The 26,936-nt window shown below is 63.5% G+C and carries 31 protein-coding genes; 23 read left to right on the top strand and 8 right to left on the bottom strand.

All coding sequences use genetic code 11. The features are described 5' to 3' along the window. Positions 1 to 11: 11 nt before the first annotated feature. The 13 genes from ISS99_RS01575 to ISS99_RS01515 all read left to right on the top strand — a co-directional run bounded on the left by ISS99_RS01575 (position 12) and on the right by ISS99_RS01515 (position 10,496). A complete protein-coding gene (locus ISS99_RS01575; protein WP_204629803.1) occupies positions 12 to 410 on the top strand; it encodes a phasin family protein in 399 nt (132 codons plus the stop codon). Between the two features lie 162 nt (positions 411 to 572). Then, positions 573 to 992 (top strand): hypothetical protein, encoded by a 420-nt coding sequence (locus ISS99_RS01570; RefSeq protein ID WP_284343862.1) that lies wholly within the window; start codon positions 573 to 575, stop codon positions 990 to 992. 3 nt (positions 993 to 995) lie between these two features. Continuing rightward, complete coding sequence (atpB, locus tag ISS99_RS01565; protein ID WP_204629802.1) at positions 996 to 1,805, top strand: F0F1 ATP synthase subunit A; 810 nt, start codon at positions 996 to 998, stop codon at positions 1,803 to 1,805. 52 nt (positions 1,806 to 1,857) lie between these two features. After that, the gene (atpE, locus tag ISS99_RS01560; protein ID WP_115477888.1) at positions 1,858 to 2,133 is read left to right on the top strand and encodes a F0F1 ATP synthase subunit C; all 276 of its coding nucleotides are present in this window, start codon (positions 1,858 to 1,860) and stop codon (positions 2,131 to 2,133) included. Positions 2,134 to 2,224: 91 nt separating this feature from the next. Continuing rightward, complete coding sequence (locus tag ISS99_RS01555; protein ID WP_204629829.1) at positions 2,225 to 2,695, top strand: F0F1 ATP synthase subunit B; 471 nt, start codon at positions 2,225 to 2,227, stop codon at positions 2,693 to 2,695. 3 nt (positions 2,696 to 2,698) lie between these two features. Further along, positions 2,699 to 3,235 carry a F0F1 ATP synthase subunit delta gene (locus ISS99_RS01550; protein WP_204629801.1) on the top strand — a complete coding sequence of 179 codons (537 nt, stop codon included), beginning with the start codon at positions 2,699 to 2,701 and terminating at the stop codon, positions 3,233 to 3,235. Positions 3,236 to 3,293: 58 nt separating this feature from the next. Continuing rightward, positions 3,294 to 4,844 (top strand): F0F1 ATP synthase subunit alpha, encoded by a 1,551-nt coding sequence (gene atpA / locus ISS99_RS01545; RefSeq protein ID WP_204629800.1) that lies wholly within the window; start codon positions 3,294 to 3,296, stop codon positions 4,842 to 4,844. A 93-nt stretch (positions 4,845 to 4,937) separates the two neighbouring features. Further along, positions 4,938 to 5,837, top strand: a complete 900-nt coding sequence (gene atpG, locus ISS99_RS01540; RefSeq protein WP_204629799.1) for a F0F1 ATP synthase subunit gamma — start codon at positions 4,938 to 4,940, stop codon at positions 5,835 to 5,837. An 81-nt stretch (positions 5,838 to 5,918) separates the two neighbouring features. After that, positions 5,919 to 7,352: a F0F1 ATP synthase subunit beta gene (atpD, locus tag ISS99_RS01535; protein WP_204629798.1), complete on the top strand. Its 1,434-nt coding sequence runs from the start codon at positions 5,919 to 5,921 to the stop codon at positions 7,350 to 7,352. A gap of 99 nt (positions 7,353 to 7,451) precedes the next feature. Further along, positions 7,452 to 7,874 carry a F0F1 ATP synthase subunit epsilon gene (locus ISS99_RS01530; protein WP_204629797.1) on the top strand — a complete coding sequence of 141 codons (423 nt, stop codon included), beginning with the start codon at positions 7,452 to 7,454 and terminating at the stop codon, positions 7,872 to 7,874. 90 nt (positions 7,875 to 7,964) lie between these two features. After that, the gene (locus ISS99_RS01525; RefSeq protein WP_204629796.1) at positions 7,965 to 8,498 is read left to right on the top strand and encodes a hypothetical protein; all 534 of its coding nucleotides are present in this window, start codon (positions 7,965 to 7,967) and stop codon (positions 8,496 to 8,498) included. 70 nt (positions 8,499 to 8,568) lie between these two features. Next, entirely contained in the window at positions 8,569 to 9,942 is a 1,374-nt protein-coding gene (gene glmU / locus ISS99_RS01520; RefSeq protein WP_204629795.1) for a bifunctional UDP-N-acetylglucosamine diphosphorylase/glucosamine-1-phosphate N-acetyltransferase GlmU, read from the top strand. 5 nt (positions 9,943 to 9,947) lie between these two features. Continuing rightward, positions 9,948 to 10,496, top strand: coding sequence for a P-loop nucleotide/nucleoside kinase family protein (locus ISS99_RS01515; protein ID WP_284343861.1), 549 nt, complete (start codon positions 9,948 to 9,950; stop codon positions 10,494 to 10,496). On the opposite strand, the gene ISS99_RS01510 is transcribed toward ISS99_RS01515, so the two are convergent. Further along, entirely contained in the window at positions 10,487 to 11,479 is a 993-nt protein-coding gene (locus ISS99_RS01510; protein WP_204629794.1) for a chorismate transformation FkbO/Hyg5 family protein, read from the bottom strand. The two genes, ISS99_RS01515 and ISS99_RS01510, sit on opposite strands and share 10 nt — an antisense overlap. Positions 11,480 to 11,572: 93 nt before the next feature. On the opposite strand from ISS99_RS01510, the gene ISS99_RS01505 reads away from it, so the two are divergent. The 4 genes from ISS99_RS01505 (at position 11,573) to ISS99_RS01490 (ending at position 13,607) form a co-directional block, all read left to right on the top strand. Further along, complete coding sequence (locus ISS99_RS01505) at positions 11,573 to 11,842, top strand: phosphopantetheine-binding protein (RefSeq protein WP_204629793.1); 270 nt, start codon at positions 11,573 to 11,575, stop codon at positions 11,840 to 11,842. Between the two features lie 69 nt (positions 11,843 to 11,911). After that, positions 11,912 to 12,226: an ApeI family dehydratase gene (locus tag ISS99_RS01500; protein ID WP_204629792.1), complete on the top strand. Its 315-nt coding sequence runs from the start codon at positions 11,912 to 11,914 to the stop codon at positions 12,224 to 12,226. Then, entirely contained in the window at positions 12,223 to 13,170 is a 948-nt protein-coding gene (locus ISS99_RS01495; RefSeq protein ID WP_204629791.1) for a lysophospholipid acyltransferase family protein, read from the top strand. The genes ISS99_RS01500 and ISS99_RS01495 overlap by 4 nt, the downstream gene beginning before the upstream one ends. Then, positions 13,167 to 13,607 (top strand): hotdog family protein, encoded by a 441-nt coding sequence (locus ISS99_RS01490; protein ID WP_306482351.1) that lies wholly within the window; start codon positions 13,167 to 13,169, stop codon positions 13,605 to 13,607. The genes ISS99_RS01495 and ISS99_RS01490 overlap by 4 nt, the downstream gene beginning before the upstream one ends. 8 nt (positions 13,608 to 13,615) lie before the next feature. Here the strand turns inward: ISS99_RS01490 and ISS99_RS01485 are convergent, their stop codons facing one another. The 3 genes from ISS99_RS01485 to ISS99_RS01475 are packed head-to-tail and all read right to left on the bottom strand — an operon-like array spanning position 13,616 to position 16,367. After that, complete coding sequence (locus ISS99_RS01485; protein WP_204629789.1) at positions 13,616 to 14,380, bottom strand: glycosyltransferase family 2 protein; 765 nt, start codon at positions 14,378 to 14,380, stop codon at positions 13,616 to 13,618. Beyond that, entirely contained in the window at positions 14,377 to 15,168 is a 792-nt protein-coding gene (locus tag ISS99_RS01480; protein WP_204629788.1) for a beta-ketoacyl synthase chain length factor, read from the bottom strand. The genes ISS99_RS01485 and ISS99_RS01480 overlap by 4 nt, the downstream gene beginning before the upstream one ends. Continuing rightward, on the bottom strand, positions 15,165 to 16,367 hold the full coding sequence (locus tag ISS99_RS01475; protein WP_239537545.1) for a beta-ketoacyl-ACP synthase: 1,203 nt from the start codon (positions 16,365 to 16,367) through the stop codon (positions 15,165 to 15,167). The genes ISS99_RS01480 and ISS99_RS01475 overlap by 4 nt, the downstream gene beginning before the upstream one ends. A gap of 150 nt (positions 16,368 to 16,517) precedes the next feature. Between ISS99_RS01475 and hemF the strand changes: the two genes are divergently transcribed. After that, the gene (gene hemF, locus ISS99_RS01470) at positions 16,518 to 17,423 is read left to right on the top strand and encodes an oxygen-dependent coproporphyrinogen oxidase (RefSeq protein ID WP_204629787.1); all 906 of its coding nucleotides are present in this window, start codon (positions 16,518 to 16,520) and stop codon (positions 17,421 to 17,423) included. Between the two features lie 21 nt (positions 17,424 to 17,444). Here hemF and ISS99_RS01465 read toward each other — a convergent pair whose 3' ends face one another. Further along, positions 17,445 to 18,083 (bottom strand): DUF4097 family beta strand repeat-containing protein, encoded by a 639-nt coding sequence (locus ISS99_RS01465; RefSeq protein WP_204629786.1) that lies wholly within the window; start codon positions 18,081 to 18,083, stop codon positions 17,445 to 17,447. Positions 18,084 to 18,229: 146 nt separating this feature from the next. On the opposite strand from ISS99_RS01465, the gene gpmA reads away from it, so the two are divergent. Together gpmA and ISS99_RS01455 are read left to right on the top strand one after the other, a co-directional pair. Continuing rightward, positions 18,230 to 18,973 (top strand): 2,3-diphosphoglycerate-dependent phosphoglycerate mutase, encoded by a 744-nt coding sequence (gene gpmA / locus ISS99_RS01460; RefSeq protein WP_204629785.1) that lies wholly within the window; start codon positions 18,230 to 18,232, stop codon positions 18,971 to 18,973. 86 nt (positions 18,974 to 19,059) lie between these two features. Continuing rightward, positions 19,060 to 19,593 (top strand): CcdC protein domain-containing protein, encoded by a 534-nt coding sequence (locus tag ISS99_RS01455; protein ID WP_204629784.1) that lies wholly within the window; start codon positions 19,060 to 19,062, stop codon positions 19,591 to 19,593. 2 nt (positions 19,594 to 19,595) lie between these two features. Here ISS99_RS01455 and glnK read toward each other — a convergent pair whose 3' ends face one another. Next, on the bottom strand, positions 19,596 to 19,934 hold the full coding sequence (gene glnK, locus ISS99_RS01450) for a P-II family nitrogen regulator (RefSeq protein ID WP_192554414.1): 339 nt from the start codon (positions 19,932 to 19,934) through the stop codon (positions 19,596 to 19,598). Positions 19,935 to 19,996: 62 nt separating this feature from the next. On the opposite strand from glnK, the gene ISS99_RS01445 reads away from it, so the two are divergent. The 3 genes from ISS99_RS01445 to ISS99_RS01435 all read left to right on the top strand — a co-directional run bounded on the left by ISS99_RS01445 (position 19,997) and on the right by ISS99_RS01435 (position 23,887). Beyond that, the gene (locus ISS99_RS01445; protein ID WP_306482350.1) at positions 19,997 to 20,374 is read left to right on the top strand and encodes an accessory factor UbiK family protein; all 378 of its coding nucleotides are present in this window, start codon (positions 19,997 to 19,999) and stop codon (positions 20,372 to 20,374) included. 141 nt (positions 20,375 to 20,515) lie between these two features. After that, entirely contained in the window at positions 20,516 to 22,030 is a 1,515-nt protein-coding gene (locus ISS99_RS01440; protein ID WP_204629783.1) for a YifB family Mg chelatase-like AAA ATPase, read from the top strand. A gap of 66 nt (positions 22,031 to 22,096) precedes the next feature. Then, a complete protein-coding gene (locus tag ISS99_RS01435; protein ID WP_204629782.1) occupies positions 22,097 to 23,887 on the top strand; it encodes a cation:proton antiporter in 1,791 nt (596 codons plus the stop codon). Positions 23,888 to 23,928: 41 nt separating this feature from the next. On the opposite strand, the gene aceA is transcribed toward ISS99_RS01435, so the two are convergent. Beyond that, a complete protein-coding gene (gene aceA / locus ISS99_RS01430) occupies positions 23,929 to 25,224 on the bottom strand; it encodes an isocitrate lyase (RefSeq protein ID WP_204629781.1) in 1,296 nt (431 codons plus the stop codon). Between the two features lie 36 nt (positions 25,225 to 25,260). Continuing rightward, positions 25,261 to 26,856, bottom strand: coding sequence for a malate synthase A (gene aceB / locus ISS99_RS01425; RefSeq protein ID WP_204629780.1), 1,596 nt, complete (start codon positions 26,854 to 26,856; stop codon positions 25,261 to 25,263). Positions 26,857 to 26,936: the final 80 nt, after the last annotated feature.

The following is a 26,936-nucleotide window of genomic DNA, read 5'->3' as shown; positions in this document are numbered from 1 at the left end:
GGGACAAAGCCATGACTCAGCAACTGAACACCCAGATCTTCGCTTACGCCAAGCAGCTGACCGATAACGCTTTCAAGGCGCACGCCATGACCATCAAGGGTCTGGAGCAGGTTGCCGAGTTGCAGCTGGCCGCCCTGGAAAAGCAGGCTCAGGTCACTGCCGACTTCATCGCCCAGGCGGCTGAAGTGCGCGACCTCGAAGCCCTCCGTGGCTTGTGGGAAAAGGGCACCAGCCTGAGCCGTGAGCAGGCCGAAAGCGCCGTCGCCGTGACCAAGGACGTGGTTGCCGTGGCCCAGAAGACCGCCGAATCCCTCAATGCGCTTTTGCAGGAACAGCAGAAGGCTGCCAACGAAGCCGTGGCCGCCCCGGTTGCCGCGATCAAGAAGGCCGCTGCCGGCGCCAGCAAGTAATCGTCTTCCCGCGTATCGCGACTCCCCTTGCGATATGCCCTTAGGCCGGACTCCCTCGTCCGGCCTTTTTCTTGTCCGAATGCCGCCCACGTGGTGGCATGTCGCAGCGTTCTCGGCTTGCTGGGCCAAAAGTCACGCTGATATACTTTTCAGGATTGGATCGTGACCCGTGGCGTGTTTCATGCCTGGTGCGAAGAACCGCGGGAACCTCACGTGCTCAACAGTCTTGCTTCCGGCCGACGTCTAGCACTGCGATTACTGCTCTGGCAGCTATTCGCGGCGCTGTGTGTGGGCCTCGTTTTTGCGGTGTCGTCCGGACTTCGCGAGGCGATAGCGGCGGGAGCGGGGGCGACGGTTGTGGCGCTGGGTACCGCGCTGCTGTCGGCGCGGGTTTTCGGTCGGGTGAGTGGTGCCGGCATTGCCTTGGGCCACTTCCTGACGGGCATGATCCTGAAATGGATGGTGATCATCGGGGGGATGATCGCGATCATGTTTCAATACAAATTGCCGCCGCTAGCTGCCATCACGGGGCTGGTGGTGGCTTACGCGGTTAATCTGCTGGCGTTCAGATTCAAGGGTTAAAAGATGGCAAGCGAGCCACAGGGCAGTCTTACCGAATACATCACGCACCACTTGCACCACCTTAAGCCGGTGCAGGTCAGCGAAGGCAACTTCTGGTCGGTGCACGTCGACTCGCTGACCGTATCCCTCGTGCTGGGTGTCTTGTTCTGCCTGTGGTTCTGGACCAAGGCCCGCAAGGCCACGTCCGGCGTCCCCAGCAAAGGCCAGGCCTTTGTCGAAATCGTGCTCGAATTCGTGGACGGCCAGGTCAAGGACGTCTTCCATGGTGATCGCAGCTTCCTGGGGCCCTTGGCGCTGACGGTGTTCGTCTGGGTGTTTCTGATGAACGCCATGGACCTGCTGCCGGTCGACCTGATGCCGTGGATCACCCACCAGTTCGGCATCGGCCACTTCCGCGCCGTGCCTACGGCCGATCTCAACCTCACCTTTGCGATGTCGATCACTGTGCTGTTGCTGGTGATTTTCTACAGCTTCAAGGCCAAGGGCTTCGGCGGCTTTACCCACGAGCTCTTCACGGCGCCGTTCGGCGCCCACCCGGCGCTGTGGCTCCCCAATTTCGTGCTGAACATCGTCGAGCTGGTGGCCAAGCCGGTGAGCCTGTCGATGCGACTGTTCGGCAACATGTATGCGGGCGAGCTGGTGTTCATGCTCATCGCGGGCCTGTTCAGCGCCGGCAGCTGGATACTTTATGGCATGGGCGTGATCGGTTATGCGGTGTGGGGCATCTTCCACATTCTGATCATCTCGATCCAGGCCTTCATCTTCATGGTGCTCACCATCGTGTACATCTCGATGGCTCACGATCACCACTGATACCTTCACTTTTGTACGAACAAACTGCTTTTCTTTTCTTGAGGAGAACACCGTGGAACTAGTTGCTCACCTTGCCCAAGTCCAGGGCTTTACTGCCATCGCGCTCGGCCTGATCATCGGTTTCGGTGCGCTCGGCGCCTGCATCGGCATCGGCATCATGGGTTCGAAGTTCCTCGAAGCCGCTGCCCGTCAGCCTGAGCTGGTTCCGCTGCTGCAGGGCCGCATGTTCCTGCTGGCCGGCCTGATCGACGCGGCGTTCCTGATCGGCGTGGCGCTGGCGATGTTCTTCGCCTTCGCGAACCCGCTGCTCGGCGTCATCCACGGCTAATTAGCCGTGCGGGTGCTTTACTCCCGGATGCGGTCGCGCAAGCGCGATCGCATCCTCGTAGCAATCTATACGTACAGGTAACGCAGAGATGTTGGATATCAACGCGACCTTGGTCGGCGAAATGATCGCATTCGCCTTCCTGATCTGGTTCTGCGTCCACTTCATTTGGCCGCACATCACCAAGGCCATTGAAGAGCGCCAGCTGAAAATCGCTGACGGGCTCAATGCTGCCGAGCGTGCACACGCCGAGCTGAAGAGCGCCGACAACAAAGTGGCGGCCGAGATCAAGCAGGCCCGCCAGCAGGCGGCCGAAATCATCGACCGTGCCCAGCAGCAGGCCAACCAGATTCTGGACAAGGCCCGGGCGGATGCGGTGTCCGAGATCAACCGCCTCAAGGCGGCTGCGCAGGACGATATCGCCTCGATGGCGCAGCGTGCCCGCGAAGAGTTGCGCGAGCGCGTAGGTGCTCTCGCCGTGCAGGGCGCATCGAAGATCGTGCAGCGCGAGATCGATCCGTCGGCGCACAAGGCGCTGCTCGACCAGCTCGCCACCGAGATCTGATCGATGGCAGCCCAGGCAATCACGCTAGCCCGTCCCTACGCCCGCGCCGCTTTCGAGCTGGCGCAGGCGGAAGGTGCCCTCGGCGCCTGGTCGCAGGCGCTGGCTTTCGCCGCGGAAGTGGCGAAGGACCCGCGCGTCGCCGCACTCACTAGCGACCCGCGCGTCAAACCCGATCAACTGGTTGCCCTGCACTTGCCGGAAGGCACGCAGGCGAGCAGTGCGTTCGGCAGCTTCCTGGCACAGCTTGCGGACAAGCGCCGCATGGCGCTGCTGCCGGAAGTCGGCGCGCTGTTCGAAACCTACAAGCGCGAAGCCGAGTCGCAGCTGTTGGTGAAGGTCACCAGCGCCATGGCTCTGGATGCTGCTCAGACTGAGCAGTTGAAGGCCTCGCTCAAGCGCCGCTTCAAGCGCGAGATCGAACTGCAGACGCAGGTCGATCCGTCGCTGCTCGGCGGCGTGGTGATCGATGCCGGCAGCGAAGTGATCGACGGCTCCGCCCGCGGTCGCCTGCAGCGCCTGGCTACGGCACTTACGCAATAAACAGATTTCAAAAATCACCGGGTGCCGTCAGCACGGCGCAAACCCAAGGATAACGACCATGTCCAGCACCACCCTGAACCCGTCCGAGATCAGCGAACTGATCAAGAACCGCATCGAGCAGTTCAAGCTTGGCGCGGAAGCCCGTAACGAGGGCACGATCATCAGCGTGTCCGACGGTATCGTGCGCATCCACGGCCTGGCCGACGTGATGCAGGGCGAAATGATCGAACTGCCGGGCAACGCCTTTGCGCTGGCACTGAACCTCGAGCGCGACTCGGTCGGCGCCGTGGTGCTGGGCGAATACCAGCATCTGCGCGAAGGCGACGTTGCCAAGACCACCGGCCGCATCCTTGAAGTGCCGGTCGGCCCGGAACTGCTCGGCCGCGTAGTCGATTCGCTGGGCAACCCCATCGACGGCAAAGGCCCGATCAGCGCCAAGCTCAGCTCGCCGATTGAAAAGGTTGCGCCGGGCGTGGTGTGGCGTAAGTCGGTCGACCAGCCGGTGCAGACCGGCTACAAGTCGGTCGACTCGATGATTCCGATCGGCCGCGGCCAGCGCGAGCTGATCATTGGCGACCGCCAGACCGGCAAGACCGCGCTGGCCGTCGACGCCATCATCAACAACAAAGATTCCGGCATTAAGTGCATCTACGTTGCCATCGGCCAGAAGCGCTCGTCGATTGCCAACGTGGTGCGCAAGCTGGAAGAGAACGGCGCGCTGGCCAACACCATCGTGGTGGTGGCTTCGGCTTCCGAATCGGCCGCGCTGCAGTACATCGCGCCGTATTCCGGTTGCGCCATGGGCGAATACTTCCGCGACCGCGGCGAAGACGCGCTGATCATCTATGACGACCTGTCCAAGCAGGCCGTGGCCTACCGCCAGATCTCGCTGCTGCTAAAGCGCCCGCCGGGCCGCGAAGCGTATCCGGGTGACGTGTTCTATTTGCACTCGCGCCTGCTCGAGCGCGCCGCCCGCGTGTCCGAAGAGTACGTCGAGAAGTTCACCAACGGCGAAGTGAAGGGCAAGACCGGTTCGCTGACCGCGCTGCCGATCATCGAAACGCAGGCCGGCGACGTGTCCGCGTTCGTGCCGACCAACGTGATCTCGATCACCGACGGCCAGATCTTCCTGGAAACCGACCTGTTCAACGCCGGCATCCGTCCGGCCGTGAACGCCGGTATCTCGGTGTCGCGCGTGGGCGGTTCGGCCCAGACCAAGATCGTGAAGAAGCTGTCCGGCGGCGTGAAGCTGGCGCTGGCCCAGTACCGCGAGCTGGCTGCGTTCGCGCAGTTCGCGTCGGACCTGGACCCGGCCACCCGTGCCCAGCTGGACCGTGGTCAGCGCGTGACCGAGCTGATGAAGCAGAAGCAGTACGCCCCGCTCTCCATCGCCGAGCTGGCACTGTCCGTGTATGCCGCTGAAAAGGGCTACCTGGACGATCTGCCGGTGAACAAGGTGCTGCCGTTCGAGAAGGGCATGCACGACTTCTTCCACCAGAACCACGGCGACCTGATGAAAAAGATCGTCGCCACCGGTGACTGGAACAACGAAATCGAAGGCGTCTTCAAGTCGGGTCTCGACGAGTTCAAGAAGACGGGCAGCTGGTAAGAAACGAGGATGCGCGGTCATTCCAGGAGAATGACCGCAGCGCATTCCGGCCGACGGACCGGATCGGCATAGACCCAACAGGTTGAGGCAAACGTGGCAAGCGGACGCGAAATTAAAACCAAGATCAAGAGCACGCAGAACATGCGCAAGGTGACGCGCGCGCTCGAAATGGTCTCGGCCTCCAAGATCCGCAAAGCGCAGGATCTGATGAAGGCATCGCGTCCCTATGCGCGCTCCATGCGCAAGGTGATCGCGCACGTCGCCCAGGCCAGCACCGAGTTCAATCATCCGTTCCTGGTCGAGCGCAAGGACGTCGCGCGCGTGGGTTTCGTGGTGGTCACCACCGATCGCGGCCTTTGCGGCGGTCTCAACTCCAATCTGTTCCGCCGCCTGCTGCCCGCGATCCGCGAGTATCAGGACAAGGGTGTGCAGGTCGACGTGGTGGCGATCGGCCAGAAGGCCGTGCAGTTCTTCCGTCGCCTGAAGGGCGTGAACCTCGTCGGCAGCGTGACTCACCTGGGTGAGCGTCCGAAGATCGAGCAGCTCGTGGGCGTGATCAAGGTGGTGCTGGACGCGTTTGCGGAAGGCAAGCTGGATCGCGTGTTCCTGGCCTACAACGACTTCGTCAACACGATGACGCAGAAGCCGTCCGTCGATGCGCTGCTGCCGCTGCCCGCCGTGGCAGCGGAGCTCGAAGCGCAGCAGGTGAAGGGCGTGGCACTGGAGCAGTCGCACGACTGGGACTACATCTACGAACCCGATGCCGCCACGGTGCTCGAGCACGTGCTCGGCCGTTACATCGAGTCGGTGGTGTACCAGGCCGTGCTGGAAAATCTCGCCAGCGAACATGCCGCGCGCATGGTGGCGATGAAGTCTGCGTCGGACAACGCGACCAAGGTGATCGGCGAGCTGACCCTGAGCTACAACAAGGCGCGTCAGGCGGCGATTACCCAGGAAATTTCCGAAATCGTAGGAGGTGCGGCTGCGGTGTAACCGCAGTTGCAACTCGAATTAACCATGGCGACGCGAAGCGGCGCCTAGACAGACACTTAAAGATCCATCCGGAGCACATCCATGAGTCAGGGCAAAGTTGTACAGATCATCGGCGCGGTTATCGACGTCGAGTTTGCACGCGATCAGGTGCCGCAGGTGTATGACGCGCTGAAGATCGACGGCACCGAGATCACGCTGGAAGTCCAGCAGGTACTCGGCGACGGCATCGTGCGTACGATCGCCCTCGGTTCCACCGACGGCCTGAAGCGCGGCCTCGTTGCGCGCAACACCGGCGAAGGCATCAAGGTGCCGGTCGGCAAAGCCACCCTGGGCCGCATCATGGACGTGCTCGGCAACCCGATCGACGAAGTCGGTCCGATCGAAGCGAAGGACCATTGGGTCATCCATCGCGAAGCCCCGGCTTATGACGAACAGGCGCTGGCCAACGAGCTGCTGGAAACCGGCATCAAGGTGATTGACCTGGTGTGCCCGTTCGCCAAGGGCGGCAAGGTCGGCCTGTTCGGCGGCGCCGGCGTGGGCAAGACGGTGAACATGCTGGAACTCATCAACAACATCGCGACCCAGCACTCGGGTCTGTCGGTGTTCGCTGGCGTGGGCGAGCGTACCCGCGAAGGCAACGATTTCTATCATGAAATGCAGGACGCCGGCGTCGTGAAGCTGGACAACCTGCCGGAATCGAAAGTGGCGATGGTGTACGGCCAGATGAACGAGCCGCCGGGCAACCGTCTGCGCGTGGCGCTGACTGGCCTGACCATGGCCGAATACTTCCGCGACGAAAAGGACGAACACGGCAAGGGTCGTGACGTGCTGTTCTTCGTCGACAACATCTACCGTTACACGCTGGCCGGTACCGAAGTGTCCGCGCTGCTCGGCCGTATGCCGTCCGCCGTGGGTTACCAGCCGACCCTCGCCGAAGAAATGGGCGTGCTGCAGGAACGCATCACCTCGACCAAGACCGGTTCGATCACCTCGATCCAGGCCGTGTACGTGCCCGCGGACGACCTGACCGACCCGTCGCCGGCCACCACCTTCGCGCACTTGGACTCCACCGTAACCTTGAGCCGCCAGATCGCCTCGCTGGGCATCTACCCGGCCGTGGATCCGCTGGACTCCACCAGCCGCCAGCTCGATCCGCAGGTCGTCGGCCAGGAGCACTACGACGTGGCCCGTCGCGTGCAGGGCATGCTGCAGCGCTACAAGGAACTGAAGGACATCATCGCGATTCTCGGCATGGACGAACTGTCCGAAGAAGACAAGCAGGTGGTGTACCGCGCGCGTAAGTGCGAGCGCTTCTTCTCGCAGCCGTTCCACGTGGCCGAAGTGTTCACCGGTGCACCGGGCAAGTACGTGTCGCTGAAGGAAACCATCCGCGGCTTCAAGATGATCGTCGACGGCGACGTGGACCACGTGCCGGAACAGGCGTTCTACATGGTCGGCACCATCGACGAAGCCATCAAGAAGGCTGAGGAAATGAGCGCCAAGAAGGCGGCCTGATAACAGAGTCGGGAATCGTCAATCGGGACCCGGGAATCGACCTGGCACGTTGCCGCGATTCCCAGCTTCCGATTCCCTTCGAGCGAAGCGAGAAATCCTATGAGCACCATTCGTTGCGACATCGTCAGTGCCGAAGCCGAGATCTTTCACGGTGAAGCGGTGATGGTGGTCGCTACCGGCGAGCTCGGCGAACTGGGCATCACGCCCCGCCACGCGCCGTTGATCACCCGCTTGAAGCCGGGCCACATCGATGTGGTGCTGGAAGGTGGCGAGCGCCAACAGTTCTACGTTTCCGGCGGCATCCTGGAGGTGCAGCCGCAGGTGGTCACCGTGCTGGCCGACACGGCCGCGCGCGCTGCCGACCTGGACGAAGCTGCCGCGCAGCGTGCCAAGAAAGAGGCTGAAGACGCCCTGGCCAACCGCACCGACGCGGTCGAGGTGGCTGAAGCCCAGGCCAAGCTGACCCAGGCCCTGGCTCAGCTGCAGGCGCTGGAGCGTTTGCGCAAGAACCTCAAGCACTGAGGCGATCTCGCTGCGGTCCGAAAGCGCCGGCCTTGTGCCGGCGTTTTCATTTGCGGCACCATCCTGTCATCCACGGCGGAGGGGCAGGGGATGGCAAAGGGATTTGGATACCTGGCGGGGATGTGCCTGCTACTCGCTGGTTGCGCTACGACCTCGACGTCCGCTCCGGGCGCGGGCACCCCGGCGGAAGGCAATGCATCGTGGCACCAAGCCGATCCGGCCGGCACGGAGCACTATAAGGTCAGCCACGAGCAACTCGCTTCCGGCTCGTTTCCGCTCAAGCGCATCGCCCCGGTATACCCGGCCGCGGAGCTCCCGACGTGTCCGGCGCCGATCGACATCCAGGCGTTGTTGATCGTCGACAAGACCGGGCGAATCAGCGAGGTTCGCGTCGATGGCGAAGCGCAAGCCGGCGAGCATCGGCAGCGCTACATCGACGCCGTCAAGGCTGCGGCCCGGCAGTGGCAATTCCAGCCGCTTGAAATCGACCAATGGGTCAAGGGCGCGGACGGAACCAAGCACCTGGCCGGCGAAGCACAGCCCTTCAGCCAGACTTACGTATTCCATTTCGAATGTCACGATGGCCGGCCCAGCACGAGGATCGGCGACGCGCCGGCAACGTGATCTCGCCGTTCCGCTGGCGGTCGAGAGGAAACCGGTATCCTTGCCCCCTTTCGAGCGGATGTGAGCGCCCATGAGCCAGCAACCCTTGCACGTCATCGTTCTCGCCGCAGGCGAGGGCAAGCGCATGAACTCGAAAAAGGCCAAGGTGCTGATGCCGCTGGCCGGACGTCCCTTGCTGGCTCACGTACTGGCGACGGCGCGCGCGTTGCAGCCGCAAGCCATCCACGTCGTTTACGGCTTTAACGGCGACCAGGTGTTGGCAGCGTTCGATGGCCAGTCGGATTTGCAGTGGGCGTTGCAGACCGAACAGCTTGGCACCGGCCATGCCGTGAATCAGGCGCTGCAAAACGTGCCCGATGAGGCAAAAGTGCTCGTGCTCTACGGCGATGTGCCGCTGACGCGCGCCGATACCCTGCAACGCCTGGTGGAGATCGAGGGCAGTCTGGCCATGCTGGCGACGCGGCTGGCCAATCCGCAGGGTTATGGCCGCGTGCTGCGCGATGGCAACGGCCACGTGCGCGCAGTGATCGAGGAAAAAGATGCCGATGACACGCAACGCGCCATCAATCTGATCAATACCGGCATCCTGGCCGGCGACGCCGGCGCGCTCAAGGGCTGGATCGCAGGACTGGATCGCAACAATGCGCAGGGCGAGTATTACCTCACCGATATTTTCAAGCTGGCGGCAGCTGAAGGTCGCGCCGCGCAAAGTGTCGAATGCGAGGACCCGGTGGAAGCCGCCGGAGCCAATACCCCCTGGCAGCTCACGGAGCTGGAGGACGCGCATCGCCAGCGCGCCGTCCAGGCGCTGGCGCTCGACGGCGTGAGGCTGGCCGATCCGCGGCGCGTTGACGTACGCGGCAACATCGTCGCGGCGCGTGACGTGGAGATCGATATCGACGTCATTCTCGAAGGTGACGTACAACTGGGCGAAGACGTTCGCGTCGGACCCTATACACGGTTGAAAGACGTGCAATTGGCCGCCGGCACGGTCGTGCATGCGCATTGCGACCTGGAAGGTGTCGTGACGCACGGTCCGTGCACCATCGGACCGTTTGCGCGCTTGCGTCCGGGCACGGAACTGGCAACCGGGGTGCACGTGGGCAACTTCGTGGAAACCAAGAAAACCGTGATCGGCGAAGGCAGCAAGGCCAATCACCTTACCTATCTGGGTGACACGGTGATTGGCCGTGGCGTCAACGTCGGCGCCGGCACCATTACCTGCAACTACGATGGCGTGAACAAATTCGTCACCACCATCGAAGACAACGCCTTCATCGGTTCCAATTCCGCACTGGTCGCGCCGGTCACCGTCGGTGCCGGTGCGACCATTGGTGCGGGTTCGGTGATCACCAAAGATGCACCGGCCAATGAGCTGACGGTCGCGCGGGCGCGACAGACTACCCTTCAAGGTTGGCAACGTCCGGTGAAACAACCGAAATAGCTGCCGTGACGCCGTCGTCCGGAATGCTGATCGCTTTGGCGGGTTTGCCCGGCACGGGCAAAACCTGCGTGGCACGCGACGCGGCATGCAGGTTCGGCGCGCTGCATCTTCGCATCGACAGCATCGAACAAGCGCTGTTGCGCACCGGAATGACCGGCGAAAGCGTTGGTGCCAAAGGGTACGCCGTCGCTTATGCGTTGGCCGAAGACAATCTGCGCCTGGGTCGCATCGTCATTGCCGATTCGGTGAATCCGCTTGCCGTCACGCGCGAAGCGTGGCGTGCGACGGCCGCGCGCGCCGGCGTTCCCGTCGTTGAAGTGGAAGTGGTTTGCTCCGATCGCCAGGAACACCGGCGACGCATCGAGTCGCGGGTCGCGGATATCGCCGGCTGCGTGTTGCCGACGTGGCAGGACGTGCTGGATCGACATTACGAAGCGTGGGAAGGCGAGCGCACCGTCATCGATACCGCTCATCTCGCCGTATCGGCTTGTGTGGATTTGCTCGATCGGCAACTGCACGCCGTCGCAGCTGCGTGTCGACGGACTCAGGCGTAGCGCCAGCCGTCGATCTCCACTAGCAGCTCGCGGCGGCAAACGTCGCCATGCAACAGCAGCACCGGCACGCCTGGCAGGCGCTGGTGCAGGATGTCACGCACTCGCGGCGCGTCTACCGGATGGCGCACGTAGGTCTTGAGCGGAGAAAGCGTATCGAAGCCGGCCGGCATGTCTGCCGTGGCCAGCAAGGCTTCGAGATTGGTCAAGGTCTCGTTGAGCTGCGCGTCGAGATCGCCTTCGTGCGCCGAAGCGTAACCCACCACCGCTGCGGTGCCGGAAATGGCCAGTGCATCGCGCGCAGGCATCAGCATCGCGCGGGCGAATCCGGGTGAGGTACGGCCGTATTGGCGCGGATAGTGCCATGCGCTGACCTGGCGCGGATTTTCCACGGCGTGCCCCGTGTCGATGCTGGCCAGCAGGTAGATCTGCAGTACGCGGCGGCGGTCGTGATGTCCGATCGCCGTAGCGGCAGGAAAGCCGTGGGCGAAAAAGTCGCCCAGTCCGGCGGCGCGGCCATTGCAGAATTGCTTGTAGCGTTCTGCATCGTCCTGGCCATGGTTGATGTCGGCGATGTAGTTCCAGATGCGCAGCACGCAGCTTTCGTCGCGTGCGCCCACAAACCGGCGCAGCTCCGTATAGGCCTGGCGGGATGCGCCTTCTATGCCGCCGAAATCGGCTTCGTCCAGCTCGACGGCAGCGAACAGCCAGCCACCGCCGGCCGACCAGCGCACGGCGCCTTCGCATCCCCGGCTGACCTCGGCGTCGACCTGCCACAGCTCCACGGGCGCCGGAGCATCGAAGCACTCCAGCGCCACGCGCAGCCAGCGCGGATCGTCGCTGTCGGAAGCGCCGGCGCCGAAGCCGAAAGCTGCCAACGTACCGGGCTCGGCCAAGACCGTCTGTGGGGCCGCCATGCGGTAGGTGACGCGCGGAGCGCGGAGCAGGCCGGGCTGGACCTGCAGGTGTTCGCTTGCCTGAGCCATGCTTGCAACCGGGGACGACAAGGCCCCTATGTTACACTGGCCGGCCGTTCCAGCCTCGGGGCTGGCCTCGCAAGCCGGAGCACCGAAACACGCATGCCCACGCAGACCGCCGCCGAACACGAACTGGCCATCCTGATCGTGGACGCACTCAATCTGGAGACGGTCGATCCCGCACAGATCGATCCGCAGGCGCCCCTGTTCGGCGGTGACCTGGGACTGGATTCGATCGATGCGCTGGAAATTGCGCTGGCCGTGTCCAAGCGCTATGGCATGCAGTTGCGTTCGGATCATCCGGACAACCAGCGCATTTTCAGCAGCTTGCATGCGCTCAGCGAACACGTGGAACGGGAACGAACCGTCTGATTTTGCGTTAAGGCGCCTGACAGGTCGGGTCAGCATCATCGCAATAGCATTCCTCACCGGTATTTCCACGTGGACCAGTCCAGCCAGAGCGGACACCGTTATCGAACGGAGCTCTGCATTCCTCCGGAGCATCCCTGCCTGCCCGGTCACTTTCCGGGGCAGCCATTGGTGCCCGGCGTGCTGCTGCTTGAACACGTGGCCACGGCGCTGCGTACGTGGCGCGGCCAGCGGCTGGCCAGGATCGTGGAAACCAAGTTCATGGCTCCGTTGCTTCCCGGCGAGGTGGCGGAGCTTGAGCTGGTGGAAAAGAGTGGACGCATCCGTTTCGAAATCCTGCGCGAGAGCCAACTGCTCGCGCGTGGCATCGTGGAGGGAGCGGCATGAGCGCGCACTGGCAGGAACAACGCGAGGGCGGCAGCCGGGCTTCATTGGGCCTGCTGTTCCGCGTGGCTTTGCGCTGTGGTCGCGGCTTCATGCTGTGTTGTCTCTATCCGGTCACCTTGTACTACTTCCTGCGGCGCGGGGCAGAGCGTCGAGCATCCCGCCAGTACCTGACGCGCCTGTTTGGACGCCGTGCCTCCACCTGGCAGGTGCTCAAGCACCTGCACTGCTTCGCGGTGACCATGGCCGATCGCATTTACCTGTTGGCTCGCGGCGAGCGGGAATTCGAGATCGAAGTGAATGGTCTGGAGCAGCTCGAACTCTGCCTGTCGCAAGGCCGGGGCGTGTTGCTTGTCGGTTCGCATCAGGGAAGCTTCGAAGTGTTGCGCGCCCTGGGTGCCCGCTGTCCGGAAGTACCGCTGCGCGTACTGTTGGACAAGCACAAGACGCCAGTCATCACCGAACTGTTGGAGGCGCTTGCTCCTGAAGTGGGCAAGGCAGTGATCAACGTATCGGGCGGTGGCGCGGCCGTGACGCTTGCCGCGGCGGAAACCTGTCGTACCGGAGGCATGGTGGCCTTGCTGGCCGATCGCGGCCGCGCCGGCGAAGCGTTGCGCAAGACCGATTTCCTGGGGAAACCGGCACCGTTTCCGATCGGCCCCTGGCTGCTCGCCAATTCGCTGCAGGTTCCGGTGGTGTTGTGTTTTGGCATGTACCGCGGCGGATGTCGCTACACCCTCAACTTCGAGCTGTTCGCCGAACGCGTGGAGATTCCGCGCGAGTCGCGTCAACAGGCACTCGACGGTGTGCTTCATCGCTATGCGCAACGGTTGGAACATTACGCACGCCTGTATCCCTACAACTGGTTCAATTTCTACGACTTCTGGCAGCAGGAAGAATCGCCGGCCATCGCGCTGGCCGCCGCCGACACGGTGGCTGAAGGGTGAGTACGCCTGCGCGGCCTCATTGGTCCGAACTGGTTCCGCATGCGGGCGCCATGTGTCTGCTCGATCACGTGCTGGATTGGAACGACCGCACCGTGCACGCCATCGCCCAAAGGCACGGCTTGCACGACCATCCGCTGCGCTACGCTGCGGGTCTGCATGCCGTGCATCTGGCGGAATACGGCGCGCAGGCATCGGCGGTTCACGCGGCGCTGCTGGCGGCGAGTCGCGATGAAGCCAGGATGCGGCCTGGTCGGCTCGTCAGCCTGCGCGACGTTCATCTGGCGGTGGAATACGTGGAGCTTTCGCGAGGACGGCTGGACGTCCATGCCGAATGCCTGTTCGCCGACGAACGTGGCGCTCAATACACATTCAGCGTTTTGCAGAATGGCCAGCCGTTGGCTTCCGGCCGCACGGCAGTGATGTACACCGACGCGTAGAAAGACGCTTAGACCGTGCGTTGAGAGTAGCTGTCGTCAATCACCAGCGGCTGGGCGCGCGAACGGTTGTAGCTCGCGCGGATGTTGCCGTAATGAATCAGCCGGCCGAGGGTGTAGGCGGCAATCCGCACGACGTCGCGCACCGGGCTGAAATGGCTCAACCGGAACGACCCCTCATAACGCGAAGCGATAGGCACGGAAACGATACCCAGGCCTTTTTCGCGCGAGGCGGCAATCAGTACGGCCGCTTCGAACACGAAGTTCTCGGCATCCAGTTCGACCAGGTCCAATGCGCTGCGCGGATACCAACGCTGCCCGCTTTGCGTATCCGCCACGGGTTGTGCGCAGGCCCATGAAATGCCCCAGTCGGCGAAAGCGTTGGCGCGGCGTCGCCCCTTGGGTTGCTGCTCGCGATGCAGCAGCCGCGCGCCGATGACGATGTGATCCGGAAAGCGTTTGCCCACATCGACCAGGCGCGGGATGTCTTCGGCAAGATGCTGGCCGTCGCCATCCATGGTCACCACCGCATCAAAGCCCAGGCGCAAGGCTTCGCGAAAGCCCGTGCGCAAGGCTTCGCCCTTGCCTTGGCGCCGCTCGTGACGCAACAGGGTGGCCGGCATGGCGCCGACGATGTCGGGCGTGCGGTCGTCGGAGCCGTCGTCGATGACGATGATCGGCACGCTTAATCGCAGTGCCGATTTTACGACCTGGCTGATCGCCTTCTCTTCGTTCAAGCACGGGATGAGCACGCACCAGCGTAGATTGTCGTTCACGCAGTCACCTCCGTCTGCACGAGCAGCCCCAACTGGTCGGAAGCCGCCAACACGCAGTCGCCTCCGCCGTGCGCCAAGGTGGCAAGCAGTGGCAAGCTGGCGGCGGAGGGGTTTTCGGACATCCATTTCATGCAAGTGGGCGCAAGCAGCGAGTGTCTCGGTGCTTGCGCAACCGTGGTAAGGCGTAGCGAGAGCGCGCCTTGGTCCGTGCACGGTGCCAACACCATGGCACAGCCGAAGGCGAGATGGCATCCGATGAGCTCCCCAAGCGGACCGACGCCAACGGTGTCGCTGCATACGAGCAGCACGGCGCGATGGTCCGCGCACACTTGAGTGGCTGCTTCCAGCAGGCTGGCACCGAAGGTGGCCAGTCCCGCGCACATTGCCGTTGAAGGCGCGCGGCATTCGGTGGCAATCGTCCAGTAGCCGGCGGCGGCGTTGTGTACGGAGTTGTGGAAGCGCGTGGGGGAAAGTTCTGCGGGCGCACGCGCCAGTATGCGGCACATATAGTCCGTGGTGGCCTGGTCGCCATAGGCCGATGCGAACACGCAAGCCAGGTCGCCGCCAGCGCGCTGGCTTGCAGCGATGGCTTGCGCCGCGACTTCGATGGCAACGAGCACGCTTTCAGGCGCACGGCGACGCTCATTGGGCGATAGTGCCGTTGCGGCCGGGCGAGCCGGCAATTCGCTCGGCGGATCGCCGGCAAACACGCGCTTGAAGGCATCCCACCCTGTCGCATGCGGAGTCCACGCGCCGATGCCTTCCACTTGAACGCGCAGCTCGCTCATCGACGGGTGTCCGCAAAAGCCAGGCAGGCATTGCTGCCGCCAAAGCCGAATGAATGGCTTAGCGCGATGCGTATCGGGCGTGCTTCGTTGCGCCAGGCGAAATGAGGCGTGCACGCCGGGTCCGGCGACCGGGTGCCTGCATTGCCGGGCACGAATCCTTCGCGCAGGGCGAGCAAGGCGATGGCCGCCTCGATCACGCCGGCAGCGCCTAGCGTGTGACCGGTCAAACCCTTGGTCGAGCTGACGCGCGTGCTGCTGGGAAACAGGCGCGCGACCAGGGCGGCTTCCATCGCGTCGTTTTTCTGGCTCGCGGTGCCATGCAGGTTGATGTAGTCCACCTGCGCCGGCGCGATGCCCGCGCGTTCGAATACGTCGCGCAGGGCCAGCTCTGCACCGGCCCCATTGGGATCGGGAGTGGACATGTGGTGGGCGTCGCTGGATTCGCCGTAGCCGAGCAGCTGTTGAGTGGCTTCGGGTAGCGCGTCAGCACGTTCGAGCAAGGCGAAGCCGGCGGCTTCGCCGATCGAGATGCCGCGGCGTGCTGCATCGAACGGCCGGCAAGGTTCGGGCGACACCAGCTCCAGCGCATTGAAACCGTACAAGACGCTGTCGCACAACGAATCGACGCCGCCCACCACCGCCGCGTCGACGACGCCGAGTCGAATGAGGCGTTCGGCGCAAGCAAACACCTTGGCGCTGGACGAACACGCCGTGGAGATGGTCTGGCACGGGCCGTGGATATCCAGTACGGAAGCCACGAACGCGGAGAGAGAGTGCGGGTTGTGGATGGCCGGGCGGTACAGGTCGGCCGGAAGGCGGCAGTCGTCTTCGAGCCGACGATAACCCTCTTCGGTGGCGCCGATGCTGGCCGTGGAAGTGCCGAGCAGCACGGCGATGCGGCTTGTGCCGTGGCGATGTATGGCCGAGTGGACGCGCGCCACGAAGCTGTCCTGATTGAGGCCGAGCCAGGCCAGGCGGTTGTTGCGGCAATCCCATTGCGCGTGGGAGGCCGGCAGCGAGGTCGATTCCACGGCTGTCACGCGGCCGATCCAACAGGCCAGCGACGCCGGGCCGAAGTCGTTCGGGCGCAACCCGCTGCGCTGCTGCTGCAGCGCCTGGAGATGGGCATCCAGGCCCAGGCCCAGTGCGGAAGTGGCGGTGTATGCCGTAACCGCTAGTGGCATGGATGTAATGCGCATGTCATGAGCCTAGCGACGGGCCTGAAGATTGCCTAGATATCGTTCGGACGGCTTGGAGGCTGCCGTTCACCCTTCTCGTAGCGCCCAGGCGCCTCTCTCGGTGGACACGGCCTTGCTAAGCTTGACCGTCAGTACCGATGGACAGGAATGATGAGCAGCGAGCAAGTCGAACGCGCCGAAGGCTTTCTGAGAACCTTGCAGGACAGGATCTGCGACGCTGTCGAGAAGGTCGATGGCGAGGCCCGTTTCCAGGAGGATGCCTGGACGCGTCCGGCGGGCGGCGGGGGCCGCACGCGTGTCTTGCGCGATGGTGCCGTGTTCGAGCAAGGCGGCGTGAATTTCTCGCTGGTGCACGGCGACAAGCTGCCGCCCAGCGCCACCGCGCATCGGCCCGAATTGGCCGGCGGAAGTTTCGTGGCAACCGGCGTGTCGCTGGTGCTGCATCCGCGCAACCCCTACGTTCCCACGACGCATGCCAACGTTCGCTACTTCGAGGCCAGCAAGCCGGGGGTGGAGCCGGTGTGGTGGTTCGGGGGCGGTTTCGACCTTACGCCGTTCTATCCCTTCGATGACGATGTGCGACATTGGCATCGTGTGGCGCGCGACACGTGTGCGCCGTATGGCGACGATGTCTACGCGCGCTACAAGCAATGGTGCGACGAATATTTCTATCTCAAGCATCGCGGCGAGACGCGCGGCGTAGGCGGCCTGTTCTACGACGACCTCAATGAAGGCGGTTTCGAACGTTGCTTCGCGTTTACGCAAGCGGTAGGGCAGGGATTTCTGGATGGCTATCTGCCGATAGTCGCTCGCCGCAAGGACGTGCCTTACGGCGAGCGTGAACGCGAATTCCAGTTGTATCGACGCGGGCGCTACGTGGAATTCAACCTGGTCTACGACCGCGGCACGCTATTTGGCCTGCAATCGGGCGGGCGTACCGAATCGATCCTGATGAGCCTGCCGCCGCGCGTGCGTTTCGAATACGCCTACAGTCCGGACGAGGGTTCGCCCGAGGCGCGGCTGGCGGAATACCTCAAGCCGCGCGATTGGGTGTAAGGCCGGGCTACGTGGCAGCTGTCACTCGGAAGGCGACGAGCCATGAAAGGTGTTGGCGGTCGCGCCTTTCACCGGACCGATCTGCGCGCTGTCGCTGACGTCCAGCCGCACCGGGCGACGAAACTCCAGCGTGCCGTTGACGATGGCGTGCGGGCCGATCACGACGTGCGGTTCGCGATTGGACGAATTCCATCCATGCACTTCGTTGATCAGGATGCCGCCGTCCACGCGCGAGCCTTCGCCCACGACGATGTCGCCGCTGGTGGTTTCGATGCCTCGGCCGACGTGCGCCTGGTCGAGTCGGATTGACCCGTTGGTCGTCCTCGCGCTGCCTGCGACATCGGCGCGAGATGCCAGCGAAATGCCGCCGTTGGTGGTTTCGATATCGCCGCTGACGCGACTGGCCTGGCCCAGTTCGAGACGGCCGTTGACCGTCTGCAGCGTGGTGGCCTGTGCGTTGGCGCCCAGCTCCACCGAGCCGTTGACGGTACCGGCGGACTGCACCACGGCGCCGTCTTCGATGCGCACCGAGCCATTCACGCTGTGCACGTTGCCCGCGTGCTGGCCGGGCCCGACTTCGGCGGCCCCGTTGGTCTTGTCGATGTCCTGGGCCATGGCGGCGAGGGGAAGCAGGGCAAAAGCCAAGATAAGCAGACGCATGAGAAAACTCCTGAGTGGCGTGACCTACATAGGATGCTTCGACGGACCGGCGGGTTTAGCGTGACTTCCGACAGGGGCGGGAATTGACGGAGGTGGGAGGGGGCTTCACCATGGCCGCTTGCCCCGCACTTTATCGAACCGACCTCATGCACAAGCTCGTATTGATCCGTCACGGCCAGTCTCAGTGGAACCTCGAAAACCGCTTCAGCGGCTGGGCGGATGTCGATATCACCGAACAAGGCGCGGCCGAGGCCAGGGAGGCCGGCGAGCTGCTGGTCCAGGCCGGCTATCACTTCGACGTGGCGCATACGTCCGTACTCAAGCGTGCCGTGCGCACCTTGTGGCACGTGCAGGACGCGATGGACCAGATGTGGATCCCGGTGATGACCGACTGGCGCCTCAACGAGCGCCACTACGGCGCGCTTACCGGGCTCAACAAAGCCGAAACCGCGGCGAAGTACGGCGAGGACCAGGTCAAGGTCTGGCGCCGCAGCTACGATATTCCGCCGCCGGCCCTGGACCGTGCCGCCAACCCGTCGCTGCGCGATCCGCGCTACACCACCCTGGACCCCAAGCTGATTCCCGACACCGAGTGCCTCAAGGACACCGTGGCCCGGGTAATGCCCTACTGGAACGAGGTGCTCGCCCCCGCGATCAGCGGCGGCCAGCGCGTGCTGTTGGTGGCGCACGGCAATTCCATCCGCGCGCTGGTGAAATACCTCGACGGCATTTCCGATGATGCCATCGTCGAATTGAACATCCCCAACGGCGTGCCGCTGGTCTACGAATTCGACGACGAGCTCAAGCCGCTGCGTCACTACTACCTGGGCGACGCCGACGCGATCGCCGCGAAAATGGCTGCCGTGGCCAACCAGGGCAAGGCCAAGTAGTCCCAAAAAAGGGATGACAGACGTCAGTCGTCTGTCTCCGGGGCGATTGCTAAGCTGGCGGCATCCTCCTGGCGCAGGGTTGCGTGATGACACCTCATTCCACGATGCCGCTGATCTTGATTCCGGTGGTGGCGCTTCTCGTCTGGCGGCGAGTGCGTCGCCAGTTCGGCCTGCAGCCGATCCGGCGCAACCAGATGACTTTCCGCATTTTCGTCTTTGCCGTGCTGGGCTGTCTTTCCGCCTCGTTTGCCATGCGCGACGCGCATCTGTTGGGCGGCCTGGCCAGCGGCGTGCTGGCGGGCGTTGCCCTGGGCCTGCTTGGCTTGCGGCTCAGTCGGTTCCAGGTCGACCCGGTCAAGGGCGATTGCTACGTCCCCAATCCCTACGTGGGGACATTCGTCACGGCATTGCTGCTGGTGAGGTTGCTGTGGCGCTTCGCCATGCTGTCACCCCAGATGCAGGATCCGACCGGCGGCACACCGCCGATCCACGGCCCCGACATGGGGCAGAGCCCGCTGACATTGGCCATGTTCGGCCTGTTTGTCGGGTATTACATCTGCTATTACGCGGGCCTGCTGATTCACCATCAGCGCATTTTGCGGGGGCGGGCGGCTGGTTGAGCTTACAGGGCGTCGTGATCCAGTTCGCCGGTGCGGATGCGGATCACCTGCTCGAGGCTGCTGACAAAGATCTTGCCGTCGCCGATCTTGCCGGTGCGCGCCGACTGGGTAATGGCTTCCACCACCCGGTCGAGCTGGTCGTCGGGCACGGCCACTTCCAGCTTGATCTTGGGCAGGAAATCCACCACGTATTCCGCGCCCCGATAAAGCTCGGTATGGCCTTTCTGGCGACCGAAGCCCTTCACTTCAGTCACGGTGATCCCCTGGACGCCGACTTCGGCCAAGGCTTCGCGGACATCGTCCAGCTTGAAGGGTTTGATGACAGCCACAACCAATTTCATGGAATTTCCTCGGCAGGCCCCCATGGGCCTGGTTACGCGGTGCAGAGCATACACGCAGTGTGATGGAAAGCACGCAAGCCCGCCTTGTAGGAAAATGCCTACATCTTTTGATGGAGCCGGCCGATGGTGGACCTTTTGCGATTCTCTTTAGACTTTCATTCGACGGGTTCGAGGTGCCTACCATGACGGGCAGGCAGGATATCGATCAAATTGTCCATCGACTTGTTTCGTTGGTTCCGCCAGGGCTGGCAGACGCGCATAAGGATATGCGTGCCAATTTTCGCGATATCTTGGCGCAGGGATTGCGCCATCTCGAACTAGTTACCCGAGAGGAATTCGATGTTCAGACCCAGGTATTGGCGCGTACCCGCGCCAGGGTCGAGGAACTCGAGAAGCGCGTGGCGGAGCTGGAAGCCGGCGTGCCCCCTCAACGGGCATAGCCAGTTCCGGTAGCCGCCCCCGATTCGTCACCATCACCCCAAGGAGTCGGGGGCGGCCGTTTTTCCGCTTCGATTGTCGTGGAGTCGCGCGATGGACCGTTCAATCAGCGACTCCGCTGACCTGCATCTTCACGGTATTCGATGAGCCTGGCCGTCACGCTAAGCCGTGCCCAGGAGGGCGTTGCCGCACCACAAGTGATGGTGGAGGTGCATCTTTCCGGTGGTCTGCCCAGCACCCACATCGTTGGCCTGCCCGAGGCGGCGGTCCGCGAAGCGCGGGATCGGGTCCGCGTGGCCATCCAGAGTGCCGCATTTGAATACCCCAACCGCAAGGTGACGGTGAATCTCGCGCCGGCCGAGCTGCCCAAGGACGGTGGCCGTTTCGACCTGGCCATTGCGCTGGGCATTCTGGCGGCGGGCCATCAGGTGCCGCGCGAAAAACTCGATGATTGCGAATTTCTGGGGGAATTGGCGCTCTCCGGCCAGTTGCGCCCGGTTTCCGGCGTGTTGCCGGCCTTGCTTCGCGCCAGGGCGCGTGGTCGCCGGGTGGTGGTGCCGCGGGCCAATGCCGACGAAGCGGCCCTGATTCCCGAGGTCGACGTACGGGTCGCCGACAGCCTCACCGACGTTTGCGGGTGGCTGCGGGGCGTCCAGGAGCTGCCCCCGCCTACCGCATCACTGACCCTGCAGGCCGACGAGCCCGGTCCGGACATGATCGACGTGCGCGGCCAATTGCAGGCCCGCCGCGCACTGGAAATAGCTGCAGTCGGCGGACATCACCTGTTGCTGATGGGCCCGCCCGGCACCGGCAAGACCATGCTGGCGGAACGCCTGCCCGGCATCCTGCCGCCGTTGAGCGAATCTGAGGCGCTGGAAACCTGCGCCATCCTGTCGGTCGCCGGGCATCCGGTGGACCCCGCCCACTGGCGCCGGCGCCCCTTCCGTGCACCTCACCATACCGCCTCCGCCGTCGCCCTCGTAGGCGGCGGTTCGCAACCGCGACCTGGCGAGATCTCGCTGGCGCACAACGGCGTACTGTTCCTGGACGAGCTTCCCGAGTTCAGTCGCCACGTCTTGGAAGTGCTGCGCGAGCCCATGGAGTCGGGCCAGATCCTGATCTCGCGTGCGGCCCGTCAGTTGAGCTTTCCCGCCCAGTTCCAGCTCGTGGCCGCGATGAATCCGTGCCCCTGCGGTTATGCAGGCGATGCGCGTCAACGCTGCCGCTGTACGCCGGACCAGGTTCAACGCTACCGCTCGCGCATTTCGGGCCCACTGCTGGACCGCATCGACCTGTGCGTGGAAGTGCTGGGCGTGCCATTGGCCGAGCTGGGTGCGCCGCGCACCTTGCAGGCCGAAGATTCGGCAACGATGCGCAAACGCGTCATGCGCTCGCGCCAACACGCGCTCGCGCGCGCCGGCCGTCCCAATGCAGAGATCAGCACGCGCGAACTGGAGCGCGACTGTGCCTTGGGTCCGGCCGAGCGCCGCTGGTTCGATGCAGCGCTCGAACGATTGGGGTTATCGGCACGCGCTTACCACCGGACCTTGCGCGTGGCACGCACCATTGCCGATCTCGACAATGGCGCCGCGGCGCTGGATCGCCAGCATCTGGCCGAGGCATTGCAATACCGGCGCCTATCGTTGTTGTCAGACTAGACCCGGATTCCCCGCTATGTTTATGTTGCAACACGGCAGCCCGGACGTGCCGCAAAGGGGGCGCACGTGACGATCGAAATCGGCTTGATGCTGACGGGGATGCTGGCCATCGGATTCTTTGCGCAATGGCTCGCCTGGCGGGTCAAATTGCCGGCCATCCTGTTCTTGTTGCTGGCAGGTATCGTGCTGGGCCCGATAGGGCACGTGCTCGATCCGGACAAGCTGCTCGGTCCGCTGCTGTTTCCCGTCGTCTCGCTGTCCGTCGCACTGATCCTGTTCGAGGGGAGCCTCACACTGCGCTTCAGCGAGTTGTCCGGCATCGGGCACGTAGTGCGCGGCCTGGTCAGCTATGGAGCCGTGGTGGCGCTGCTCCTGCTCGCGGCGGCTGCGCACTACCTGGCAGGCCTGGGCTGGGATCTTTCGCTGCTGTTCGGCGCGCTGACCTGTGTCACAGGTCCGACGGTGATCATGCCGATGCTGCGTACGTTGCGGCCGAACGCGCGGATTGCCAATACCTTGCGCTGGGAAGGCATCGTGATCGATCCGCTCGGGGCACTGTTTGCGGTGTTGATCTACGAAGCCATCGTGTCCCGTCACCAGGGTCATGCCGTCGGCGTCTTCCTGGGTACGGTGCTGGGCGGTGTCATTTGCGGCGGTGTTGCCGCGCTTGCCCTGGCTTTTCTGTTGCGAAGGCAGTTCATCCCCGAATACCTGCAGAACTACGGCACGCTGGCCATTGTGCTGTTGTCGTTCACGCTGTCCAACACGATTGCCCACGACTCCGGTCTGTTGACCGTCACGATCATGGGCATTGCCCTGGGCAACTTGCGCGACGTGCACGTCGACGACATTCTGGATTTCAAGGAGCACCTCACCGTGCTCCTGGTGTCGATGCTTTTCATTTTGCTGGCGGCGCGATTGAGCTGGCCGTTGCCGCCCGGCACGCTGTGGGCGGGCATCGCGATTTTTCTCGTCGCGCAATTCGTAGTGCGGCCGATTACCGTCCTCGTTTCCAGCATCGGTAGCGGCATGGGGTGGCGCGATCGCGCGTTGATTTCGTGGGTGGCGCCGCGCGGCATCGTGGCGGCTTCGGTATCGGCGCTGTTCGCGTTGCGCTTGTCGCACCTGGGTGTTGCCGGCAGCGAGGTGCTGGTGCCGCTGGTCTTCATCCTCATCATCGGCACAGTGGTTTTGCAAAGCGCCACGGCGCGACCGCTGGCGCGCTGGCTGAAGGTGGCCGAGCCCGATCCGCGTGGCGTGCTGATCTTTGGATCCGATGCCGTGGCCCGTGCCATTGGAAAGGCGCTAAGCGAAGCGGGTTTTCACATCTTGCTGGCCGACGACGATTGGGATGGCATTCGCCGCGCACGCATGGAAGGCTTGAGTACGTTCTACGGGAACCCGGCCTCCGCGCATGCCGACCGCCATCTGGTGCTTGCCGGTATCGGCCAGATGCTGGGCTTGTCCACGCATCGGGAACGCAATTCGCTTGCATGCCTGCACTATCAACAGGAGTTCGGGCGCGAGAAGGTGTATCGGTTGCGCAACCTTGCGCCTCAGGAAACCAATCACCGCAACGCACTCAACGATCGCCTGCTGGTACCGGCTTTGTTCGAAGAGGGCATGACCCACGCGCGTTTTGCCGAATGGCTGATACGCGGCTGGCGAATCAAATCCACCGGGCTTACCGCTACCTTCGATTGGCCGCACTTCATCGAGCAATACGGTTCGACGTCGATCCTGATGTTCGGTATCGATGAAAAAGGCGTATTGCGCGTTGCGGCGGAACGGCGCGAGCTCGAGCCGCGTCCCGGCTGGACAGTGATTGCATTGGTGCCGCCGGAAGCTTCCGCCTGATCGATGTCCTCCCCCGTGCGGCGGGGGAGGACGAGTGATCATCAGGCTGCAGATGCCCGATGGAATTGCGCTTCTTCGGTGGAGCCCTTCAGGGCGGTGGTTGAAGACTTGCCTTGCTGGATGGTCTGCGTCACGGCGTCGAAATAGCCGGTACCCACTTCGCGCTGATGCTTCACCGCGGTGAAGCCGCGGTCGGCGGCGGCGAATTCCTTCTCCTGCAATTCCACGAAGGCGCTCATCTGTCGGCGTGCGTAGCCGTGCGCAAGGTCGAACATGCCGTAGTTGAGGCTGTGGAATCCTGCCAGCGTTATGAATTGGAATTTGTAACCCATGGCGCCCAGCTCCTTCTGGAACTTCGCGATCGTGGCGTCGTCGAGATTCTTCTTCCAGTTGAAGCTGGGCGAGCAGTTGTAGGCCAGGAGTTTGCCGGGGAACCTGGCGTGGATCGCCTCGGCAAACTGGCGTGCTTCTTCCAGGTTCGGCTTGCTGGTTTCGCACCAAACCAGGTCGGCGTAAGGCGCATAAGCCAGACCTCGGCTGATCGCCTGTTCCAGCCCGGCACGAACGCGGAAGAAGCCTTCCAGGGTGCGCTCGCCCGTGGTGAACGGCTTGTCGTTATCGTCGATGTCGGAAGTGAGCAGGTCGGCGGCGTCAGCATCGGTGCGTGCAACCAGCAAAGTTGGCACGCCGAGTACGTCGGCAGCCAGGCGCGCGGCATTGAGCTTGTCTACGGCTTCGCGTGTCGGCACCAACACCTTGCCGCCCATGTGGCCGCATTTCTTCACCGAGGCCAATTGATCTTCGAAATGCACGCCGGCAGCACCGGCTTCGATCATCGCTTTCATCAATTCGAAAGCATTGAGCACGCCGCCGAAGCCGGCTTCGGCATCGGCCACGATCGGTGCCATCCAGTCGATCTCGTCCTTGCCTTCGGCGTGGTGCAGCTGATCGGCGCGCAGCAGCGAGTTGTTGATGCGCTTGACCACCAAGGGCACTGAATTGGCCGGGTACAGGGATTGGTCCGGGTACATTTCACCCGCCACGTTCGCATCCGCGGCGACCTGCCAGCCGCTGAGGTAGATCGCCTGCAGGCCGGCTTTCACCTGTTGCATGGCCTGGTTGCCGGTCAGTGCGCCCAATGCGTTGACGAAGTCTTCCTTGTGCAGCGATTTCCACAGCCGCTCGGCGCCGCGGCGCGCGAGCGAGTGTTCCACCGTCACCGTGCCGCGCAGGCGCACTACATCTTCGGCGCCATAGTTGCGCTGGATACCGGCCCAGCGGGGATTGTTCTTCCAGTCCAGGGCGATCTGTTCGGCGGTGGGCAAGTTGTTTTTCATCTCGGGTACTCCGGTGAATGCCGTGATGGCGCGCAGTCAGGCAAGTTGCTCGTAGGCGGGCAGGGTGAGGAAATCGCCGAGCTGGTCGGCATGGGTCAGCGTGGCGAGCAGGTGCGCGGCATCCTTGGCGCGGCTTGCGCCCGGCAACGTGCTTTCGCTGAGGCGATGCGCGTGCGAGGCGAGTGCGTGATCGAACAACGCAAAATCGATCGGTGCGTGGTCGGGAAATTCCAGGCTGCCGTGATGCAGCCATTGCCACAATTGCGCGCGGGCGATTTCGGCTGTCGCTGCGTCTTCCATCAGGTTGTGGATCGGCACGCAGCCCATCCCTTCGAGCCATGCCGCGGTGTAGCGCAAGGCCACTTCCACGTTGTTGTCGAAGCCGGTGCGGCTGATGGTGCCGCCGCAGGGGGCGATCAGGGCGTTGCGGTCTGCCGTGACGTCTTCGCGCTTCACCTGCAACTGGTTCGGCGTACTCAGATGACGATCGAAAATATCCATGGCCACGGGCACCAGTGCCGGATGCGCGACCCAGGTGCCGTCGTGGCCGGCCTGCACTTCGCGCAGTTTGTCGGCGCGAACCTTGGCCATGGCCTTGTCGTTGGCGTCGTCGTCGCCCTTGATCGGAATCTGCGCCGCCATGCCGCCCATCGCAAAAGCGCCACGGCGATGGCAGGTCTGGATCAGCAGCTCCGAATAGGCTTTGAGAAAAGGCACCGTCATCACCACCTGGCTGCGCTCGGGCAGCAAACGGTCGCGATGGCCGCGCATGGTTTTCAGGTAGGAAAAAATGTAATCCCAGCGTCCGCAGTTCAGTCCAGCCACGCGGCCGCGCAGCGCATGCAGGATCTCGTGCATCTGGAACGCCGCTGGCAGGGTCTCGATCAGCACGGTGGCCTTCATGCTGCCGGCCGGCAGCTCGAGGTCGTCCTCGGCCAGCGCCATGACTTCGTCCCACAGGGCAGCCTCTTCCATCGCCTCGAGCTTGGGCAGATAGAAATACGGTCCGAGATCGCGGGCATGCAAAACGTGCGCGTTGTGGAAGGCGTACAGGCCAAAATCCACCAGCGCGCCAGCCATGGTCTGGCCATCGACCGTTACGTGCCGCTCCGGCAGATGCCAGCCGCGCGGGCGCACCATCAGCACCGCCGGATTGGCGCCGACGCGATATTCCTTGCCCTCGGGTGAGCGGAATTGCAGGGTTCCGTTGACCGCGTCTCGCAGATTGACCTGGCCATCCAGCTGATTGGCGAAGCTGGGGGCGGAGGAGTCCTCGAAATCGGCCATGAACACCTTCGCGCCGGAATTGAGCGCGTTGATGATCATCTTGCGCTCGACCGGTCCGGTGATTTCCACGCGGCGGTCCTGCAAGGCGGCGGGGATGGGCGCGACTGTCCAATCCGAATCGCGGATCGCCTTGGTGTCCGGCCGGAAGTCCGGCAGTGCGCCGGCGTCGTAGCGGGCCTGGCGCTGCCGCCGGGCCTGCAGCAGTTGCTGGCGCAGCGGCTCGGCAAAACGATGCAGCCGGGCCAGGAAGGCCAGGGCATCCGGGGTGAGGATGTCTTCGTAGCCGGCAATGTCCGCGTGGACGCGGGCAGGCTGGACGACGAACTTTTCGCTGGGTACTGCCATGAGCTTCTCCGCCAGGGGTTCGGGGACAAGCTAGTCAGCGCACACCATTTTGACAAAACAAATGTTTCAATTATTGATAT

The sequence above is a fragment of the Dyella mobilis genome (assembly GCF_016904945.1).
Taxonomy (GTDB): Bacteria; Pseudomonadota; Gammaproteobacteria; order Xanthomonadales; family Rhodanobacteraceae; genus Dyella_B; species Dyella_B mobilis.
Note: the sequence above shows the minus strand (reverse complement) of the source record. Positions and strands in the feature narration are given on the sequence as shown.